We start from the raw sequence: 18,646 nt of genomic DNA on the forward strand, positions 1-18,646 counted from the left end.
ATATCACCCCTTTATCTCCTTCCTGGTGAAAACAAGTATGGATATCAGTGAGAATACTATTATATATCCAAGCATTATAAATATAGCTTCATTTCCTGTCGGATTGAATGTGTATATCGTTCCGAAGTGCGTGTGATTGACTGAATGCACAACGTAGCTCTTTTCAAACACCAGATATATCATTTCTCCAGCATAGGTCACGAACATCCATGGATTGATCCCTGCAAGTGCAGATACTATGCCCTGCACCGCAGGATAGACGAGTATCAGAAAAAGTATGGAGACGACGAGCCCTATGCTTGGAGTCTTGAATATGGCGCTGAAGAGTGTAGCGAATGAGATCAATGCGAGCATGTAAAGCAGGGCGAATCCAAAAGATGGCACTATTAGATCTGTTACATCACCGTAGAGGTAAAGTGAACCGGCCACCCCACCGAGGTATATTATCAGGACGAGCACGGCGGTGGAGAGGAATGCTGCTGTGTATCTCCCGATGTACAGGATGCTGCGTCTTATGGGCTGAACAAGCGTGTAATAGGCGGTATTTGTACCTAGATCCATGGATACCATATCGCCACCAAAGAAAGCTGCAAGTATTGCGAAATAAGCTGTGATATCGCTCGAAAAGTATGCATCAAGGAAAGCCGCTGAGTTTTCGGACTTGTAAAACGAATAATTGTAATGCAGATCGAGAAACAGTATGAGCGCGGTTATGAAAACAGAGAATATCAGAAGTCCAACGAACCTCCGGCTCCTAAAATAGTACGTAAACTGGAATCTCGTACCAACCATATAGCTGTGCAAGTCGTTTGCATTTGCGAAAGCCATATCGGTGTATCGAAATCGATATTAAAATCCTTTCTATATATTTTTATCTTATTTTTTCCGTAGGCCTTTATTGGAGAATTTCCTGATCAATGGGTACTGTTGAGCGTCTGCCATAAATTACCATGGGATATATACTTTTCAAGTGACACCTTTAACCTGTTAACGTTTTTATAAATCCTGTTGATATGTATTCTATGAAGATAAATGAGGCTGTTGAGAGGATCGATGGGGCAACGGCCAATTCGTATCTCCTAAGCATTGAAGGTAAGAAGATTCTCATAGATACTGGGACGGCCGGCGGAGGCAGGAAGATAATAGACCACTTCGATAGGACTGCAGTGAGACCAGATTACGTTATAATAACACACCATCATGCGGATCATGTTGGCGGCCTCAAAGAGATAGCGGATAGGTACAATCCAGAAATATTCGTGCCGGATCTGGAGATGAAGATCATTGGTGGCCAGGAGGAACCACCAAAGCCAAAATCATTCTTCGGAAGAATTGTGACCGGTATGCTGAAGTTTGAGCCGGTCAAGGATGTTAAGCCCGTTTCCAGGGCTAGCATTCCAGGCATAGAGGAGATGGCCACTCCGGGCCATACCATTGGCAGCACCTCCTACATAGTGGAAGATCTGCACATCATTTTCAGCGGAGATGCTGCCGTTGAATCAGGCGGAGAACTGAAGATAAACAAGAGTTTCTCCTACGAAATAAACAGTGCAGAGAAATCGCTTGAGACAATAAAGGGCATGAAAGGCTACCTCGTCCTTCCGGGACACGGGGATCCAGTGCAGCTATGATCGTTCCATGACGCGTTGTTGCCGAATTATCATCGTATCCAATTTTACATCCATTCATTTTCTGATTTGTTTCATGATATTTTCCACGAATACCACAACAGTTTTATGAGGAATGAGACGATATCTCATTCATGAATTCTACCATAAAGAACATTGAGATAATAGAGATGGGAGAGAAATCACGTGAGACTTCTTCCCCGTGGAGCTCAACGATACTGCTGGTAAAGATCACAAGTGCTGATGGGCTCGTTGGATATGGTGAGGCACCCACGACTCTCATGACGCTTCCGGTTCTTGAGAGCATGAAAGAGGTAGCAAGGGTATTCAATGGAAAGGATTTCTTCAATGTTGAACGCAACGTATTCGACTTTTACAGAGATTCCTTCTATCTTCCAGTCTCCATGGAAGCCACCTCGGCGCTTAGCGCATTCGAGATAGCCTCATGGGATCTGATAGGAAAGCAACTGGGAACGCCGGTTTACAAGCTACTGGGCGGTGAAGTGAACCCTAAAATGAGAGCATACGCAAACGGATGGTATAACGACTGTGTCTCCCCCGATGATTTCCTGAAGAAGGCAAAGGAAGTTGTGAAGATGGGGTTCACAGCCATGAAGTTTGATCCGTTCGGAGACAACTATGATTCAATAACGAACGAGGGCCTGGAGAATGCCAGGAACATCGTAGGAACCCTGAGATCCGAGCTTGGGGACAAGGTCGATCTTCTGATAGAGTACCATGGCAGGTTCTCAAAGATAGCTGCGATAAAGGCCGGCATGGCACTGGAGGAATACCATCCGTTCTTCTATGAAGAACCGCTTCACCCTGATCTTGACCATGATCTTCTGGACCTGAAGAACTATTACAGAGTACCGATCGCCCTCGGTGAGAGAGTGCTGAACAAAAAAATATTTGCCCGATTTATATCTCAGAAGCTCGTCGATATAATACAGCCAGATCTCACCAATTCTGGAGGAATACTTGAGGGCAAGAAGATAGCGGCGATAGCTGACGGCTTCGGAATACCGGTTGCACCACACAATGCATTTGGACCAATACAGACCGCTGCTACGCTGAACCTTGACACAACCATCACCAATTTCATTATACAGGAGAGCTTTGAGATGTTCTGGCCGGACTGGAAGAAGAGGCTTGTATCATCGGGATACAAACTGGAAAACGGGTACTTCAGCCTGACTGGCGAACCAGGAGTGTGCAAGGTTAACGAGGACATAGTTTCAAAATACCAGGTTTCTGGCATGGAGCCCTTCGACGACAAGGAACCCCCATGGGTGGTTTCCGGTACCTTCAAGCCATACCGACAAAAATAATTTTTATATCAGTGCATAATCTTTTTTTATATGGCGCCAGATCAGGACGGACTACAGAAGATTGAGAAGGTTTCAACAGGTATAGAGCGCCTTGACGATCTCTTCTATGGTGGTTTCGATCGAAATGACAATGTGGTTGTCAAGGGAAACAATTTCTCACAGAAAAGGAATTTCATCTACAGCTTCATAAGGAACGCTGCAAACAGTGGGATAGGAGTTATCCTCGCTGATTTTGATTTCCCGTCAGAGGGGATAATGGCTGATCTGGCACGCAGCGGCACAAACACCGACATGATACATATACTTGACGGCTTTGCAAAGCCTTTCCAGATATCTGCACCGGCAAATACGGAGATACTGGACGATCCTTCAAACATACCGTCTGTGCTCAAGCAGATAACATCCGCAGTGCAGAGGATGGACGAATATGTCTTTGTTATGATCTCTGCGACAAGGTATCTTATGTCCCAGGATCCGAATACTGACCGCTTCTTCATACAGCTGATAAGCATGAACCGTAAGAGATCCCTCGTATCCATTTACGCCGTTGACGATTTCGTACCGGAAGAAAGGTCAGAATGGTTCGCGTATCTGATGGATTCTGCACTTCATTTTAGAAACGATGGTGACAGAGACTACCTCAGGGTGCTCACCCTGAAGAGGATAAGAACAAAGGAATGGGTGAGAATATACCCTGAAGACGGTACATTCACCCTGGGATCGTTCAACGTCGAACGGATAAAATAATACCCTGTTTGTTCACAGCAATTTGCAAAATGTATTTTAATGAGAATCCGTATCATAGAATATGGCAAGACTTGTACTGCACACGAGGGATCATCCCTACGCGATAAAGGTTGGCGACAAAGAGGTTCATATATGCGGCTGCGGCCTGTCCTCGCATAAACCATACTGCGATGGAACCCACAAAATAACTGCCGATGAGGGCGATCATATATACATATACAATGCAGAGAAGAAGAGAGAAGAATTCCACTCATTCTACGATAACGAGTGATCATTCCATAGCGCTGAAAAATAGATGAAGAAAAGATCTAATGATCACTCAGCCTGCCCGTCTTTCATCATGCATCAGAAAGATGAATTCTCATCACAGTGATCCATTCAATGATGCATTGAGTCTATTTTTCTGTTTCCATCATCATTTCTGATCGCAGTAAAAGTACCTTTTTACTTGTTTCTACGTCGATGATCGGTCAAGGTGCAATCACGCGTTTTCCGTCGATCCTGTATCTACCGGATATGACGATATTCAGGGCCTGCAGCACCGCGGAATGCTCTATGGCATGTATCTTATTTTCAAGCGTTTCTGGCGTGTCCACGTCATCAACCTGTATGGCCCTCTGCAGTATTATAGGGCCACCGTCTATTTCCTCGGTCACGAAATGAACGGTGCATCCAGAGAACTTGGAACCGCTTTTGATGACGGCCTCATGCACCTTCATGCCGTAGAAACCCTTACCGCCGAAGCATGGCAGAAGGCTGGGATGCGTGTTGATTATCCTGTTCCTGAACCTCTGGATTATTGCTGGTTCGAGTATGCTCAGGAAGCCAGCAAGAAGGAAGAAATCTGCATCTGAACTCTCCATCTCCCTCATTAGCTCCGATTGAAAATCATTCCCTCTCTTCACAACAACTGTTGAGATGCCTGCTTTCGTGGCGCGATCGATAGCCATGCACTTCCGATCCGCTATGACTTTTGATATCCTGGCATCCAGTTTTCCCGATCCTATTGCATCAATTACCGCCTGCAGCGTCGTGCCAGCGCCGGAAACAAGGACACATATGCTCCTCATGACATGATCTGTATCTCTGAAGTTGTCTTAACTGTATCCACGTCTTCATTGCCTGATCCGCCGTATCCTTTCAATTATGCTGCCGAAGGCCTCTGATATCATAACGTCCCTATCCTTGCTTCCATCGACCGTCACATCCCATCGGAATTTCCTGTATATCTCTCGAACTCTTCTGAGTTTCTGTTCATCTTCGAATCCAGGGTTCCTCACTCCTCTCATTGAGATGCGATCCATTGCCGTCCGCACGTCGACATCCACATATACCTGGATATCTGGCCTCAGCGTTATTATTTCCGATACCTCCTCCATCCATCTCCACGCCTTATCAGGATCGCCGAAGAAGTCCGTTATCCCATCGAACTGGTATGCAAACGATGATCGTATGTAGCGGTCGCATAACACTATCTCGCCATTGTTGATGTGGTACTCTATCTCTCTCTGATGCGCGTACCTGTTGATGGTGAACTTGAGGAAAAGTTCCACCCCGTCACCGGTATAATTTTCCATGCTGTCTGTTGGTTCTCTTGTGAGATATACAGGGTAGCCCTCTTCAGATAGCAGGTTAAATATTCCTCTTGCCAGGGTTGTCTTACCAGCCCCATCTATGCCCTCAATAGCTATGAACATTCAGGTGGATAGATGCCACATGATAATAAATGTACTGAGCGGTCGAACTTGCAGTGCATTGATGTGCTGAAGAATTTCGCTGTGATCATGAGAATTGCAAATCTTGTTATCCTAAAGTGCCATGCAGATTCATGGTATCCAAGAAGTTTAAGGGTTTCAACACCAGGGCCGTTCAATCTGGAGAGCTAAGAGATCCAAGGTTCGGAAATGTAACCACACCCATATTCGAGACGTCAACGTTCGTTTACCCGAACCCAGAGAGAGAGGCGTACACTGACCATACAAGGAATGAACCTTACATATACACAAGGTGGGGAAATCCGACAATACAGTCATTTGAGGAGAAGTATGCCTCTGTTGAGGGATCGGAATACGCACTTTCCTTTTCATCCGGTATGGGCGCGATAACATCCACCATCACTGGCCTCCTTCGTCCGGGGAGCAGGATGCTCTCCCTGTCTGATCTCTATGGGCAGACCTTCTATTTCTTCAACAAGGTTCTCGCCGATCTCGGTATAAAGGTAGATTACATTGATACGGAGAGGATCAACAGATTGGATTTCGATCCAACTAAATACGACGCGATCTACATGGAGTCAATAACGAACCCAACGCTCAAGGTTCCTGATATCAGATCCGTATCGGAACATGCTGAAAAGCCCCTGATAATAGTCGATGCAACCTTTGCATCTCCCTACAATCAGCATCCTCTCGATCTTGGAGCGGATGTCGTTATACACAGTGCCACAAAATACATAGGAGGGCACAGCGACATAGTCATGGGTGTTGTTGCCACGCATGTTAAGGACATATTCAACAGCCTCGTCATAAGGAGGAAAACATTCGGATCAACCCCAGATCCCCTCCAGGCCTATCTGGCCCTCCGCGGACTCAAGACCCTTGGCCTGAGGATGGAAAAACACAACAGAAACGGGATGGAGATAGCTGAATTCCTGAGGAAAAATGAAGCGATATCGAGGGTCTACTATCCGGACACAGATATCGGAAAAAAGGTTCTCACAGGATTCGGAGGCATGGTGTCATTCGAGATAAGGAGGGGCATGGATGTTCACTCCTTCCTGAAGAAGCTGAGCATCCCAATGGTGGCCGCAAGCCTAGGTGGTGTGGAAAGCCTTATAACGCTTCCAGCTGAAACATCGCATTCATCACTCTCAAGGGAAGAACGTGAGAAGATGGGCATAAGCGACAACCTCGTTAGGTTCTCAATAGGTATAGAGGACACGGAGGACCTGATAGCTGACCTGCAGAATGCTTTGGCATCCTGATGGCATGGACAGGATAGCCATATCTGCGCAGAAACATGGGTTCATTCAGATGCTTCCTGATGCTTCATGGAAACAAAAAACCTATAAGATGCTTCATTTAATAAGGGATCATGGACGGTCTGATCATCCCGCGTAGAGGGTCTCACGGCGGATCAAACGGAAAGTTTCAGTTTGAGGTGTATTCTGATAGGGCTCCGCCAATAGATCACGAGGTGATCATGGAGGGCGGAAGGAGAAAATACATTGTGTTGGCAGATCGGAGGACGGTCAGGGATCTCATGGAATTCTATTCCATATACCCTGGATACGAGGATCTGGCTTCTGCCGCGATATTCAATGCGCTGGATGATAAGCCCGCAATACCGAAGATAATGGGTATAGTGAATGCAACTCCGGATTCATTCTATCCTGGCAGTAGAGTCCTGGGCCACTCGGATCTTGTATTCAGGGTGATAGACGAAAAACCGGATATACTGGACATTGGCGCAGAGAGCACAAGGCCAGGGAGCAGGGGTGTAGATCCAGCAACTGAGCTTGAAAGGCTCATTCCTGTGGTCAAGATGGTCAGGGATTACTCAGATATACCCATATCCATAGATTCAAGGCATCCATCAGTTATCGATGGGCTGACCAAATACGACATAAATTATATAAACGACATATCTGGCTTCACAGATAAGAGGATGATAGAAATAGCGAAAGATTCTGGCCTAAACTGCATAATAATGCACATGCGCGGTACTCCCGAGAACATGCAGAGCCTTACCTCATATGATGACATAATATACGATGTCGCTGGTTTCCTAGCAGACAGGGCCAATGAACTCCTGAGAAATGAGATCGGTTTCGACCGGATAATACTTGATCCTGGAATAGGATTCGCTAAAGATACAAAGGGGAATGTTGAGATCCTGAGGAACATAAAGAGCCTGAATGTCGGATTCCCTATCCTTGTTGGTACTTCCAGGAAGACCTTTATAGGGGCCATAACCGGACAGAAGGTAGAGAACAGGCTCGCAGGAACGATAGGGACAAGCATATATCTTGCGGAGAACAGGGTATCGATCCTAAGGGTGCATGACGTGAAGGAGAACAGGGATGCACTGACAACATACCTGGTTCTGGCATCGCAGGGCATGAACGCCGAAACATAAACGCCAGATGAAAAATCGGATGGGGAGGCGATCTGGCCTTCAGGATGGCGTATCATCCTATGTTCAGAAAGCTCGAATAGAATTCATCTATGGAGGATTCTATCTCGGCCCTGCTGAACCCAACAATTCTGGCATAGGCGTACAGTGCACCCATGCCGACGCCTTCGCGCACATGGCCCTGGTTATAGAACCTCAGACCTGCGTTCTTCATCCTGCTGAAGTCCATAACAGAAACAATGCTGCGATCCTCAAGGCTGAGAATCCTGAAGAGGTCTGATCTGTGCGAGAATACCCATTGCGTGGTCGCGAGAACCGGGTCTGTCCGCCCATTAACATGCCTTATCAGATTGGCCACGTTGGCCATCTGCGTACCTCCGGCAAGTATCATCGATGATCTGCGGACCGCCTCTGCCATCCCAACCATGAACAGCATTAGATTGTCACCGTACTCCGTGGCGGCTTCCAATGGTGATCGGACGAATCGCCTTCTGAAGCTTTCCTCTGCGACATTTCTCTTCAGTTCATCCGGATCGGTGGGCATCGTGCTGCTTGTTCCCGAATCTATGCCCATGGCCTTCAGCACTATATAGGCAGTTGTGGTTCCGCCTGGGAAGCTCTCACCTATTATGATGTTTCTGTAGTTTCCATCGATCATCCTTCCGATGCGACGGCCTGCATCCATGACTTTCTCCGGATCTGCTATGGATCTTTCAATGCCCGGATCCCTGGACGGATCCAGGTATGTCTCTAGAAAGATCGTTTTAGGCCGTACTGAAAAACCACCATTGACTATCATGTGTCTGAGACCAGTGAGGGAGAGGATCGCACGCGACACTATCGCCGGCGTGGGTATGCCCTCCGGAGTCATTGGCGGTTCATCCATGCTCAGGCATCTGCCCTCCCCTATTATCTCAGAATCGACAGTGGGTGTTATCCTGGTTGACTCCGGAGAGGAGCCGGCCGCTGTTATTCCTTGGCGCAGTGATACCTCAGTTGTACCGGCGATCAGGACAAATATGGTGTTATCCCTTGAGATCTCAAGATCATCCGCCATCTTTCCCATTATCACATCATCCACATTCATGCCTCCTCACCACCGAACCTCACAGAATCAATTGCCGGCCTCCTTGACAGGAAGAGTATCGAAACGAAAACCGCTACCAGGACGATGGCGTATATCAGGTCTATCATAACATCTGAAGTTGCGTCGGCTATGATTGAATATGCAAGTGTGATCGTAAGTATGACGAACGATACAGACAGTATGGCCATTGAAAGCCTTTTCCTGTTTGAAAGCATCCATCTGGAAAGTGACGCCGTGGATATCAGATGCACTGTTAAATACATTGATGACACTATGCCGCTTACAACAATAAAACCGTAGAATGACCCAATGGTCAGATAAAGACCCCAGGATATCGCGATGTTCAGCAGGAAGACCAGAGCATAGAACCTGCGCTTCCCCATATAAAGTATATTATCAAGAGACATACGCGCAACAGCGTTCCTGAACGAGTTGAGATAGCCTATGGTGAGATTGAATGAGCTGGACAGCGAAAAAAATATGAAAGCATAATAGACCATAGATCCTGCTGAAGATCTGATGTAATCCACGATTATATAAGGGTTCATTGAATAGGAAAGCATTCTTCCGCCCAGGAATGCCTGGACAGCGTATGCCGAAATTGACATCAGAATGCCGGACGCAAAGAAGGCCAGGATAATTCCAAGCGGTACCGTCTTCTTGCCATTCTTGGTATTCTCCGTTATGAAGAATGCCGATCCGGAACCTGAGAACATGAGCATTCCAAATAGAAGCCCGCTCCAGAGGCCGCCTCCAGTGAAATCTATCCGACTTATTCCCGGAACGGTACCCTCTGGACGGATCAGCATGATCGCGTCGAGCATGATTATGAAAGCGACCTCCGCCAGTCCCAGCATCTTCATGGTGTCAACAGATCTGCCCACTCCCCTCGATATAACGTACAGAGCAAGTGTGGTGTAAGCCACCGGTATGATCATTTCGATGTAGATGCTGTTTAAAAAGAACGATGCGAATGACATCAGAAAAAGCGTTATGGATGGCAATGCGGAGAAACCGTAGATGAGATAGAGATAAGCGGTGGCAACACCGGCCCTTTTCCCGGAGATCGTACCAGTGATGGCATAGTATCCGCCATTAGATCTTATCAGCGATGAGGCCCTGTATGGCATATAGATGTTGAAAGCGGAGAAGCCAAAGGCTATGATCACTATGTAAAATATGGCCTTATAGTCTATAGCCGCAATGATCGAGAAGAGACCAATTATGTTCAGCATAGGCCCTATTGAAGACAGAGATTGGAAGAATGGACCAATAGAACCGGAAATGGAGTTGTTCACGGAAGTTTATTTGACTTCATTATAAGAAATTTTAGTCATTACCTCTGGATGAGGAGATGCTGAAGGACAGATACTGTACGAATATCACATGAGGAAGGCCATTGCGACCAGGAGCGGCAGAATGAATATTATTGTGTACGAATAAACCGCGACGTAGAAGACCCGCATGGAGCGCTCTATATCCCTAACCGATGGTTGGTACCCATCATCGTTAACTATGTATGAACCCTTCTTTTCAAGCCTAAGATTTAGTGCACATGCCATGGTTGAAATTGGCCAGCCAGCATTCACGCTGTCAAACCTGCTGACATACTTGCGCGGGCTTATCACCTTATGCCTGTAGTTCAGCACGTCTGCGGAGAACCCTATGAAGAACCAGGATAGCCTGGCAGGTATGTAATTTATGACGGTATCCATGAAGGCTGAGAACCTTCCGAATTCGAAGTTCTCCCTGTCCTTGTAGCCATACATTGAGTCCATGGTGTTTATTATTCTCGCCACGAAGGCCCCTGGTATGCCAAGGAATATGAAGAAAAAAAGCGGCGTCATATACCCATCAACGAGGCCCTCCGCGATCGTCTCTATGGCTGCAGACGATATCTCATTCTCATTCAGATTAGATGTATCTCTTCTAACGACCCTTGAAAGGTACACCCTTGCATCATTTATGTTTCCGTTCTTGAGGGATTCCACAATTAGCCTTATATGGTCTCCCATTGAAGAGATTGAAAAGGTTGTTTTAAGAACGATCATGGAAACAATGACATATATGACCACAACAAAGCTTGAAAGATATATTGCAAGAAAATACGGTACTGCCGTTATGACAATAACTGATACCGCAAAGACAGAACCCGATATTATCCTGTTGTCGTGATGCCTGAAGTAATTCTCTATCCTCTTTGAGACCCTGCCGGAGAAAACAACCGGGTGTATGTATTCCTTTGGTTCGCCGAATATTATGTCAACTGCGATCGCGCCTATCAGTATTATTATCATTATGATTAGATTATTCATATGTTCACCAGTTTCCCGGCTGCAACCACCTGTTTATATTGTCTTACACGCTGCACTGTGACCAGATCCGGCATGTGGCCACGAATTGCTCCTACTTACCAGAATAATTTGTTATTTATAAAGAAGTTGGAGATTGGAAAGGAAACGCTGGAAGGATCAAACTCAGTATCGAGGTGCTGACGAAAACCATGAGGTATTGTTCTGATGCTAATCATGTGCACATTGCCATCATTCGCATCAGCAATACCATGAACGAACAAATGGATATTGGCCCATGGGGAATGGCTTCATTGGGCACCTGCAGATCGATTATCATCGAAAAGTATGAATATCCAATTGGATAGCATAACGGCCCTCAAAAAGAATTTATCAGTGGTCCTTTCCATCGACATAAGATAGGATATCTTCCAGATCTATGCTGTTCCTAACCACAGTGGCAAACCTATCTATCTCCTTTCTGAGATGCTCTTCGGGATCGCCTATATCACTTCCTGTCATGAACCTGAATACTGATCTGTTCTCAAGTATTCCATGTATATTTGTACCAAAGATCATGCGATCCCTATCCAGGTTTCCTTCCGGACCGTATGTTGTCTCATTCATGTGCTCGTCCCCCAGGTTAGATACCATGCCATAATGGATCTCGTATCCCTCCTCCCATGGGCCATCCATAAGGCTGTTATGGACACGGTACCTTACGGATCTCGTTGTCTTCATTTTCTCATAGTGGGTCTGTGCTCTCAGCAGCCCAAGCCCCTCCACAGACACACCATCCATGGTTATCCTCTGACCCAGCATCTGGTATCCACCGCATATTCCCAGTATCTTTGCCCTCCCGGCGTTTTCAAGGATCTTCATGAAAATCCCGCTTCTCCTCACATATTCAAGGTCGGCGAACACGTTCTTTGATCCTGGAAGTATGATGAGATCCGCCTCCGAAATATCTGATGCATTTTCGGCCGTTACATAATTGTATCCTGTATCCGTGTATATGAGCGGATCGAGATCGCTGTAATTCTCCATGAAAGGGTATCGAATGACCACTATCTTCGAACCCTTTGACCTTGGGTGATCGTAGTCGAACGAGTCCTCACCGGGAAGCCTGTTTTCCGAATACGGAACAACGCCTATCACCTTCTTTCCTGTTAGGTCCTGCAGCTTAACTATTCCTGCATCGAGCATCGAGGCGTCACCACGCATCTTGTTTATGACCAACCAGCGAACAAGATCAGGTCTGGGCATTAGCGATATTGTACCATATATTGACGCGAAGACTCCACCACGCTCTATGTCTCCAACGAGCATCGCAGGAGTATTGTAAATCGATGAAACGTAAATGTTCGCCAGATCCCTGTCCAGCAGGTTTATCTCTGCAGGGGATCCCGCGCCCTCAGCAACGATGACATCGTGTTCGCCAGCCATCCTGTCAATGGCCGACCTTATTGCCCTTCCGCCCTCTTTCTTTATGAACTCGTAATATTCTCCAACTGATTTCTTACCCAGGGACTTTCCGAAAAGTATGACTTGGCTTGCACCCATGCCCTCAGGTTTCAGCAGTATCGGATTCATGAACCTGGTCGGGACGGTATTTGCGGCCTTTGCCTGAAGCCACTGTGCCCTGGCTATCTCATACTCACCCTCAACAATTACTGAGTTTAGCGACATGTTTACGGCCTTAAATGGCGCGACCCTGTATCCCATTCCTGAGAGTATCCTGGTGATCGCCATGGCTATGGTAGTTTTACCTGACCCAGAGGATGTTCCCAGCACCTGAATCATCTTCATGCCACTCGACCATCCACGGATCTCAGGTTCCAAGAAATCTCATTATCCATGGTCTCCTTGGAAGGATATCGCGGGTTTTATACTTTCGTCCAAGCTGCCTGTACATGTCCTCCATCATCGAGTCCATTGTACCTATCCCGTCTATCAGATGGTTCTCCATCGCCATCGACGGGGAAAATATCTGCCCCTGTGCAATATCGTCCATCTTATCTGCCGGGATATTCCTCTCCGACATGACAGAATCCCTGAATTTCATGTACACGTCGTTCAGAACCCTCATGTAGTGTTCGTTCTCCTCTTCGCTTGGCTCCCTGTATGATGATAGCATGTCCTTGTATCTGCCAACCTTATACACCTTCATCTCGACGCCAAGTTTGTCGAGCAGTGGCTTTATGTATGGTATCATAGATATGACTCCTATAGACCCGATGAGTGAAGTTTCAAGCGAATATATCCTCGAGGATCCGGTGGATATCCAGTAGGCACCGGAGGCGCATATACCCTGTATGAAAGAGTATACGGGCTTCTTCTTCCTGATCTTACGGATCATCTCGAACATAAGCTGCGAAGCGACAGCGTCACCGCCACCGGAGTTGAAAACCAAGACCAGGCCAGCAACCGATTTCTTGCTTTCGGCAAAGGATAGTATGGGATAATACGATCTATAAAGCTGTTGAGTTATAGTTCCCTCTATCCTGGTTCTGAGTATGTACACAAATACCTATCAAATATCATCTATTTAGTGTTTTGATCCGCATCTAAACAAGATATCAGGCAAGGCCGATACAGCACCATCCGGATATTTTATGGAAGATCCGCCGCCTTCGCTATTTCAGCGTTGATCGCTTCAGCTGCGGCAAGAGGATCGGCACTCTCATATATCGATCTTCCCACTATGACCAGATCCGCACCGGCTTTTATGGCATCCGCTGCCTTTCCGCCCTGCGATCCTATGCCCGGAGACATTATCATTTTCATGGTACGTTTCCTTATCTTCGAAAGATCCGATAACCTGTTTCCAGGTGCTATGTATCCGTATACGCCAGCCCTCTCAGATATGTCCATGAGCCGCTCATAGTTCCCATTGATGAGGTCTGCCCCGGGATGCGACATGGCTACCACGGAGAATACCTTCATATCACCGGAAGCTTCCACAACCGATCGAAGTGATTCAAGGCCTGTGAATGAATGTGATATTATGCCCCAGGCTCCCTGATCCCTGGCAAATCTAGCTATAATGCTGTTCGTATTTGGTATGTCGGCTATCTTGAAATCGCATACCACCCTGGATATCTTCGCGATATCCCCAATTACAGATCCTGAACCGGCAAGAACCAGCGGCCAGTTGATCTTGATGGCAAATACGTTCTTCCCCAAGGATCTGGCAATTCTGATTGCTCGTTCCCTGTCCGTTATGTCCAGCGCCACCACGAGCCTTGATTCTGACATCTGAAAGGGATTATCAGGTTAAAGAAAATGTTTCCCTGATCATCGATTAAAGGAAGGTTAGGGGTTTGAGGAGATCTACAAGTCTCAACAGCTTCAGCTATGATATACACGGGCTTACTCCAATAGAAAGATCTATTGATAGTTTTTCTATTTTTCTTCACATATCCTTCACGAAGACCAAGTGATGTGATACATAAGTAGGATCGGTACGATCCGAATCAACACCTGTGGAGATAGCAACCTCCTTAAACCTGTTTCCAGACGTAGATCAAAATAGAGTTTCCAACGAAGGGGAACTGCGATATGTTTGTATTGGGATCGAGTTTGGTCGCTGAAGCAGGAAGCTCTGAAACTTTAGCGAGGAGCAGCTCACTCTAATTCACAGAGTCAATCTCGGCCGCATATGATCCTGTAAACATACTCGCCAGCTTTCTGGCGCTCTCAACGTCCTTCACAAGATAGGCAGAGCTTACCCCGGTCATGAATATCAGAACCTTTACATCTTTATCAAGGCTCTTGTCTATCGTAAGACCCCAGATTATGCGGGATCTTGGATTTATTCTCTTCTTTATCTCATCCATGGCCTTTCCAACCTCGCTCACTGTAATGTCCGGCGGTGCAATGATCTTGAAGACGCAGTCCTTGGCAGTGCTAACATCAACGTCTATGAGCCTCGGTTTCATGGCCTCTTCCAGCGCAGTCATTATGCGATCACCGCCTTTCTTTGACTGTCCCATGCCTATCAGAGCTACTCCTCCTGTCTGCATTACTGTTTTTATGTCCGAATAATCTATGTTTATTATGCCCGTCTTCGTTATTATCTCAACTATGGATCTTATCGTATCCGCAAGAACTTTGTCCGCATAGGCGAAGGCCACCTTCATCTCTGCGTTTGGTACCTCGCTGAGGAGCCTCTGGTTCGGTATGGCAACAAGCGTGTCAGAAAACTGCGCCAGCTTTTCTAGACCGATAACGGCGTTGTCCATCCTGAGGGGGCCCTCTGATTCGAATGGCAATGTAACTACCGATATAACTATGGATCCTGCCTCCTTGGCGGCCCTTGCTATGACAGGAGCACAGCCTGTTCCGGTACCGCCTCCTAGACCTGCGGTGACGAAGGTTATGTCCGTGTTCTGCACTATCTTTTTTATTGCCACTATCTCCTCTATTGCAGCCTCTTCTCCAACCTTCGGATCCGCACCTGTCCCCAGGCCCTTGGTGGTCTTCTGGCCGATGAGAAGTTTATGCTTTACCTTCATGGATCTGAGGTGGCTTGCATCCGTGTTTATCGCTATCAGATCGGCGTTCTTCAGCGCATCATCGAACAGCCTGTTTACGGTATTTGATCCGCCACCACCGCATCCGATGACCTTGATCTTGACATTCAGCGTCTTGTAAACATTCTCTATCTCTGCATCCTCTGGCAGACCGGTGGACGCCTGATCATCCCAGTCATCGTATACATCATCGATTGAAACTTTGGAAAGCAGATCCGTTATATCTCCCATACGTCTGACAACGTCATAAAAATATATATACTTTTCTGTATCTTGTCATCCCACATTATAAGGAGAGCTCATTTTATAAAAATTTATGAGAAAATATCAGTAACAATTTAGAAAATACTGGGATTGTGGCGCTCGGAAATCCAAAAATTTTTGCAATTGCCTCCTCATTCTTAATTCGAATTATTGATCGAACATGAATGGTGTCGGGATAATCATAGAAAGGATGGTTGGGTTGCTTCAAAGGATAGATAATGCAAGTCCTTCAATTCAATTATTATAAAGATCATAGTGATCCTGCGGATTTCTGTCGCTTCATTCAGTTGTGCAATCTGCATACTCTGAAAACATGCCATACTCGAGGATATATCCATTATGGGCAGTATTTTAAATTTTTATACTTCTTCCTACAGACATTGAGAACTATGGCTTGCATTATTAATGAGGCCTTCGTAGAACGTCATTGACATAATTCCGTAATTTGTATTGTGAGATATTGTAATTCTGCAAGGTTTTACCGCAATACGATGCGAATAATCGAATATATCATTTATATTCCTGAAATATAATTTAAAAAAGAAAATTATATATATATTGCAGATCATGTTATGATTTGATCGCTTGAAAAAATATGACATCTCCAAATTTATCTTGGCGATCGGTGTTGCAGCATTTGTAATCGCCCCGTCAGTTGCCTTTTCTTTGCCTGCGAGTAATAATTCGGCCCAAGACAATTCCATTGTCACCAACGGCGCAAAGATGATCTTCAATCAGCTCGTACAGTTCTCAGGTAAGGAAAGCACGGTTTACTTCAACTTTTCCGCCTTCATGACGTCAAGCTCTTCTGATTACATTATATATGTGGTAAATACCTATATAACAGCAGATTCAAACAATGGGTACTGGGTTGCGGGAAACGAGCCAAACGGCGGTCAATGGTCAGGTCTAAGCTCCTTCACGAATCCGGAATGGGATATCGTGCCGATAGGAACTGGAGTGACTCCGACAGCGGCTGAATTCAATCAATATTCACCAAACAATGTTATGGAAGAGGGCAGTGCCGGCACCATAACCGTTGGTATCAGCGATACCGCAGCCCAGACAGTGTACGATTCTTCGCTCTCCTCTACATACTCCGTCGAATTCTCCTACAATGTGCCCATGTTCGAATTGACTCAAACATCTATGACAGACAGCAATGCTACGTTTGTGTTCTCCAACGATCTTGCCAGTACAGGGCAACACCCACTGGCAACCTCGTTCATGACGGCAGTATCAGTGGAAGGAAGCGGGCCATATGACTACGTATCATTGACGGAGGGCGGCCATTTTGCTCATTACTGGGGATGGTTAAATGCATTTACCCATTACTATTGGGTTGAAAATGGCTATGTGTATGGGATTCCAACGCAGCAATGATATAATGACAATATTTATATTATAAATTTTATATGGTGGTTATAAAATGGCCAGTCTGAGGAAAATAATAATTGCGGCATTGATAGCGCTGATTGTCCTCGTTTCAGGCATCGTCTATTATCATGACTATGTCAACGAGCATTCGCAGCCGTACATCGGCATAGATGTCAGCGTTAAGCCATTGAATAACGGCTCAGTGGCATTCTATATATCTGCGGTAATAAACTCAACAAACTCCCTGACAAAATTCACATTTCCGGAGACTCAATACATTGAGGGTATACATGTGTATTATGTCGGCCCGAACATAACTGATGCTAAAGATCTCAGCTCCGGAGTAATCCCTCCAGGCATGTCAAACGTTGATCTATCTGCTGTTGTACACTTCTATCTGTCAAACGAACATCCCAAGACCGTTGCATACTGGAATGAAACTGTATACAACTTCACCCCTCCACCATTCATGCCTGCGCCAAATGGATACTACATAATGTATGCAGATATGGTAGTTGGCGCAGGTTCTGGTATTCCAAACCTCTTCTTACCAAGCGATTTCATAGTGGTTGACAACGGCACTGTAAGTCTTGTCAGCTCTGCCAAATAGCGAAAATATGGTGATGTGATGAACGAAGTATTGCTGGAGATGACCAGCGTTGGCAAGAGATACGGAATCAGAAATACCAAAAAGGCCCTGGAAGGGTTCAGCGTATCGCTTCAGAAAGGCATGTGCCTTGCCCTTATCGGAAGGAATGGCGCTGGAAAGAGCACTGCGCTGAAGATAATGGCGAACGTGCTCAAACCCACCGAGGGTAGGGTTGCTGTGCACGGGAGGGTCTCCTACGTCCCCGAGAATATGGGTATATACCCGAATCTAAATGTGGAAGAAAACGTGAAGTTCTTCTCCGATATATCGGAAGGGCATTCTGACTATGAGCGTATACTGTCAAGGCTGAACATTCTGGGCAGTTCCAAGGTTCTGGCATCGCAACTCTCCAAGGGTATGAGGAGGAAGCTGTCGGTGGCCGTAGCGATGGCACAGAATCCTGATGTTGTTATATTTGATGAACCGTTCGATGGGGTCGATCAGACTTCAAGTGAGGAGATCGTCGCCATGATCAGGGATATGAAGAAGCAAAACAAGGCTGTGGTACTTAGTTCCCACAACATATCGTACATAGACGGCATAGCGGATGAGGTGATCGTGATAGACAGCGGGAGAATTGTAAGGAGAATAAAGCTTCCGCTG

At 46.1% G+C, this 18,646-nt stretch carries 19 protein-coding genes; 9 read left to right on the top strand and 10 right to left on the bottom strand.

The genetic code is table 11. From position 1 onward, the window contains the following. Positions 1–3: 3 nt before the first annotated feature. A complete protein-coding gene (locus F6Q11_RS05015; protein ID WP_297026810.1) occupies positions 4–828 on the bottom strand; it encodes an ABC transporter permease in 825 nt (274 codons plus the stop codon). Between the two features lie 194 nt (positions 829–1,022). Here F6Q11_RS05015 and F6Q11_RS05020 point away from each other — a divergent pair, with 194 nt between their 5' ends. The 4 genes from F6Q11_RS05020 (at position 1,023) to F6Q11_RS05035 (ending at position 3,977) form a co-directional block, all read left to right on the top strand. After that, positions 1,023–1,631, top strand: coding sequence for an MBL fold metallo-hydrolase (locus F6Q11_RS05020; RefSeq protein WP_297026812.1), 609 nt, complete (start codon positions 1,023–1,025; stop codon positions 1,629–1,631). Between the two features lie 131 nt (positions 1,632–1,762). Beyond that, positions 1,763–2,959: a mandelate racemase/muconate lactonizing enzyme family protein gene (locus F6Q11_RS05025; RefSeq protein WP_297026814.1), complete on the top strand. Its 1,197-nt coding sequence runs from the start codon at positions 1,763–1,765 to the stop codon at positions 2,957–2,959. A 30-nt stretch (positions 2,960–2,989) separates the two neighbouring features. After that, on the top strand, positions 2,990–3,706 hold the full coding sequence (locus F6Q11_RS05030) for an RAD55 family ATPase (protein WP_297026815.1): 717 nt from the start codon (positions 2,990–2,992) through the stop codon (positions 3,704–3,706). Positions 3,707–3,767: 61 nt separating this feature from the next. Beyond that, positions 3,768–3,977, top strand: a complete 210-nt coding sequence (locus F6Q11_RS05035; RefSeq protein ID WP_297026817.1) for a CDGSH iron-sulfur domain-containing protein — start codon at positions 3,768–3,770, stop codon at positions 3,975–3,977. Positions 3,978–4,176: 199 nt separating this feature from the next. Here the strand turns inward: F6Q11_RS05035 and purN are convergent, their stop codons facing one another. After that, positions 4,177–4,776, bottom strand: coding sequence for a phosphoribosylglycinamide formyltransferase (purN, locus tag F6Q11_RS05040; protein ID WP_297026819.1), 600 nt, complete (start codon positions 4,774–4,776; stop codon positions 4,177–4,179). A 45-nt stretch (positions 4,777–4,821) separates the two neighbouring features. Next, positions 4,822–5,403 (bottom strand): dTMP kinase, encoded by a 582-nt coding sequence (gene tmk, locus F6Q11_RS05045; RefSeq protein WP_297026821.1) that lies wholly within the window; start codon positions 5,401–5,403, stop codon positions 4,822–4,824. 131 nt (positions 5,404–5,534) lie between these two features. Here tmk and F6Q11_RS05050 point away from each other — a divergent pair, with 131 nt between their 5' ends. Both F6Q11_RS05050 and folP read left to right on the top strand, forming a co-directional pair. Then, a complete protein-coding gene (locus tag F6Q11_RS05050) occupies positions 5,535–6,689 on the top strand; it encodes a PLP-dependent transferase (RefSeq protein WP_297026822.1) in 1,155 nt (384 codons plus the stop codon). 110 nt (positions 6,690–6,799) lie between these two features. Beyond that, positions 6,800–7,843, top strand: a complete 1,044-nt coding sequence (gene folP, locus F6Q11_RS05055; RefSeq protein ID WP_297026824.1) for a dihydropteroate synthase — start codon at positions 6,800–6,802, stop codon at positions 7,841–7,843. Between the two features lie 52 nt (positions 7,844–7,895). On the opposite strand, the gene F6Q11_RS05060 is transcribed toward folP, so the two are convergent. The 7 genes from F6Q11_RS05060 to ftsZ form a co-directional block, all read right to left on the bottom strand. After that, a complete protein-coding gene (locus F6Q11_RS05060; RefSeq protein WP_297026826.1) occupies positions 7,896–8,927 on the bottom strand; it encodes a nicotinate-nucleotide--dimethylbenzimidazole phosphoribosyltransferase in 1,032 nt (343 codons plus the stop codon). Beyond that, positions 8,924–10,225 carry an APC family permease gene (locus F6Q11_RS05065; protein WP_297026828.1) on the bottom strand — a complete coding sequence of 434 codons (1,302 nt, stop codon included), beginning with the start codon at positions 10,223–10,225 and terminating at the stop codon, positions 8,924–8,926. Before F6Q11_RS05065 ends, F6Q11_RS05060 begins: the two co-directional genes overlap by 4 nt. An 84-nt stretch (positions 10,226–10,309) precedes the next feature. Then, entirely contained in the window at positions 10,310–11,242 is a 933-nt protein-coding gene (locus tag F6Q11_RS05070) for a cobalamin biosynthesis protein (protein WP_297026830.1), read from the bottom strand. A gap of 369 nt (positions 11,243–11,611) precedes the next feature. Beyond that, positions 11,612–13,060, bottom strand: coding sequence for a cobyric acid synthase (locus F6Q11_RS05075; protein ID WP_297026832.1), 1,449 nt, complete (start codon positions 13,058–13,060; stop codon positions 11,612–11,614). Then, positions 13,050–13,742, bottom strand: a complete 693-nt coding sequence (gene sppA / locus F6Q11_RS05080; RefSeq protein ID WP_297026834.1) for a signal peptide peptidase SppA — start codon at positions 13,740–13,742, stop codon at positions 13,050–13,052. The genes F6Q11_RS05075 and sppA overlap by 11 nt, the downstream gene beginning before the upstream one ends. An 89-nt stretch (positions 13,743–13,831) precedes the next feature. Then, positions 13,832–14,476: an orotidine-5'-phosphate decarboxylase gene (pyrF, locus tag F6Q11_RS05085; protein WP_297026836.1), complete on the bottom strand. Its 645-nt coding sequence runs from the start codon at positions 14,474–14,476 to the stop codon at positions 13,832–13,834. A gap of 374 nt (positions 14,477–14,850) precedes the next feature. After that, positions 14,851–15,984, bottom strand: coding sequence for a cell division protein FtsZ (gene ftsZ, locus F6Q11_RS05090; RefSeq protein ID WP_297026838.1), 1,134 nt, complete (start codon positions 15,982–15,984; stop codon positions 14,851–14,853). 756 nt (positions 15,985–16,740) lie between these two features. Here ftsZ and F6Q11_RS05095 point away from each other — a divergent pair. The 3 genes from F6Q11_RS05095 to F6Q11_RS05105 form a co-directional block, all read left to right on the top strand. Beyond that, on the top strand, positions 16,741–17,400 hold the full coding sequence (locus F6Q11_RS05095) for a hypothetical protein (RefSeq protein ID WP_297026839.1): 660 nt from the start codon (positions 16,741–16,743) through the stop codon (positions 17,398–17,400). A gap of 46 nt (positions 17,401–17,446) precedes the next feature. Then, complete coding sequence (locus F6Q11_RS05100; protein WP_297026840.1) at positions 17,447–18,004, top strand: hypothetical protein; 558 nt, start codon at positions 17,447–17,449, stop codon at positions 18,002–18,004. An 18-nt stretch (positions 18,005–18,022) separates the two neighbouring features. Further along, positions 18,023–18,646 (top strand): ABC transporter ATP-binding protein (locus F6Q11_RS05105; RefSeq protein WP_297026841.1); only part of this gene is annotated, 624 nt, incomplete at its 3' end.

This window comes from Thermoplasma sp., from assembly GCF_008709555.1.
In the GTDB taxonomy this organism is placed as follows: domain Archaea; phylum Thermoplasmatota; class Thermoplasmata; order Thermoplasmatales; family Thermoplasmataceae; genus Thermoplasma.

Coding starts and splice junctions, on each gene's coding strand:
- F6Q11_RS05015 (WP_297026810.1), bottom strand. CDS start 828: ATGGCTTTCGCAAATGCAAACGACTTGCACAGCTATATGGTTGGTACG.
- F6Q11_RS05020 (WP_297026812.1), top strand. CDS start 1,023: ATGAAGATAAATGAGGCTGTTGAGAGGATCGATGGGGCAACGGCCAAT.
- F6Q11_RS05025 (WP_297026814.1), top strand. CDS start 1,763: ATGAATTCTACCATAAAGAACATTGAGATAATAGAGATGGGAGAGAAA.
- F6Q11_RS05030 (WP_297026815.1), top strand. CDS start 2,990: ATGGCGCCAGATCAGGACGGACTACAGAAGATTGAGAAGGTTTCAACA.
- F6Q11_RS05035 (WP_297026817.1), top strand. CDS start 3,768: ATGGCAAGACTTGTACTGCACACGAGGGATCATCCCTACGCGATAAAG.
- purN (WP_297026819.1), bottom strand. CDS start 4,776: ATGAGGAGCATATGTGTCCTTGTTTCCGGCGCTGGCACGACGCTGCAG.
- tmk (WP_297026821.1), bottom strand. CDS start 5,403: ATGTTCATAGCTATTGAGGGCATAGATGGGGCTGGTAAGACAACCCTG.
- F6Q11_RS05050 (WP_297026822.1), top strand. CDS start 5,535: ATGGTATCCAAGAAGTTTAAGGGTTTCAACACCAGGGCCGTTCAATCT.
- folP (WP_297026824.1), top strand. CDS start 6,800: ATGGACGGTCTGATCATCCCGCGTAGAGGGTCTCACGGCGGATCAAAC.
- F6Q11_RS05060 (WP_297026826.1), bottom strand. CDS start 8,927: ATGAATGTGGATGATGTGATAATGGGAAAGATGGCGGATGATCTTGAG.
- F6Q11_RS05070 (WP_297026830.1), bottom strand. CDS start 11,242: ATGAATAATCTAATCATAATGATAATAATACTGATAGGCGCGATCGCA.
- pyrF (WP_297026836.1), bottom strand. CDS start 14,476: ATGTCAGAATCAAGGCTCGTGGTGGCGCTGGACATAACGGACAGGGAA.
- ftsZ (WP_297026838.1), bottom strand. CDS start 15,984: ATGGGAGATATAACGGATCTGCTTTCCAAAGTTTCAATCGATGATGTA.
- F6Q11_RS05095 (WP_297026839.1), top strand. CDS start 16,741: ATGATCTTCAATCAGCTCGTACAGTTCTCAGGTAAGGAAAGCACGGTT.
- F6Q11_RS05100 (WP_297026840.1), top strand. CDS start 17,447: ATGGCCAGTCTGAGGAAAATAATAATTGCGGCATTGATAGCGCTGATT.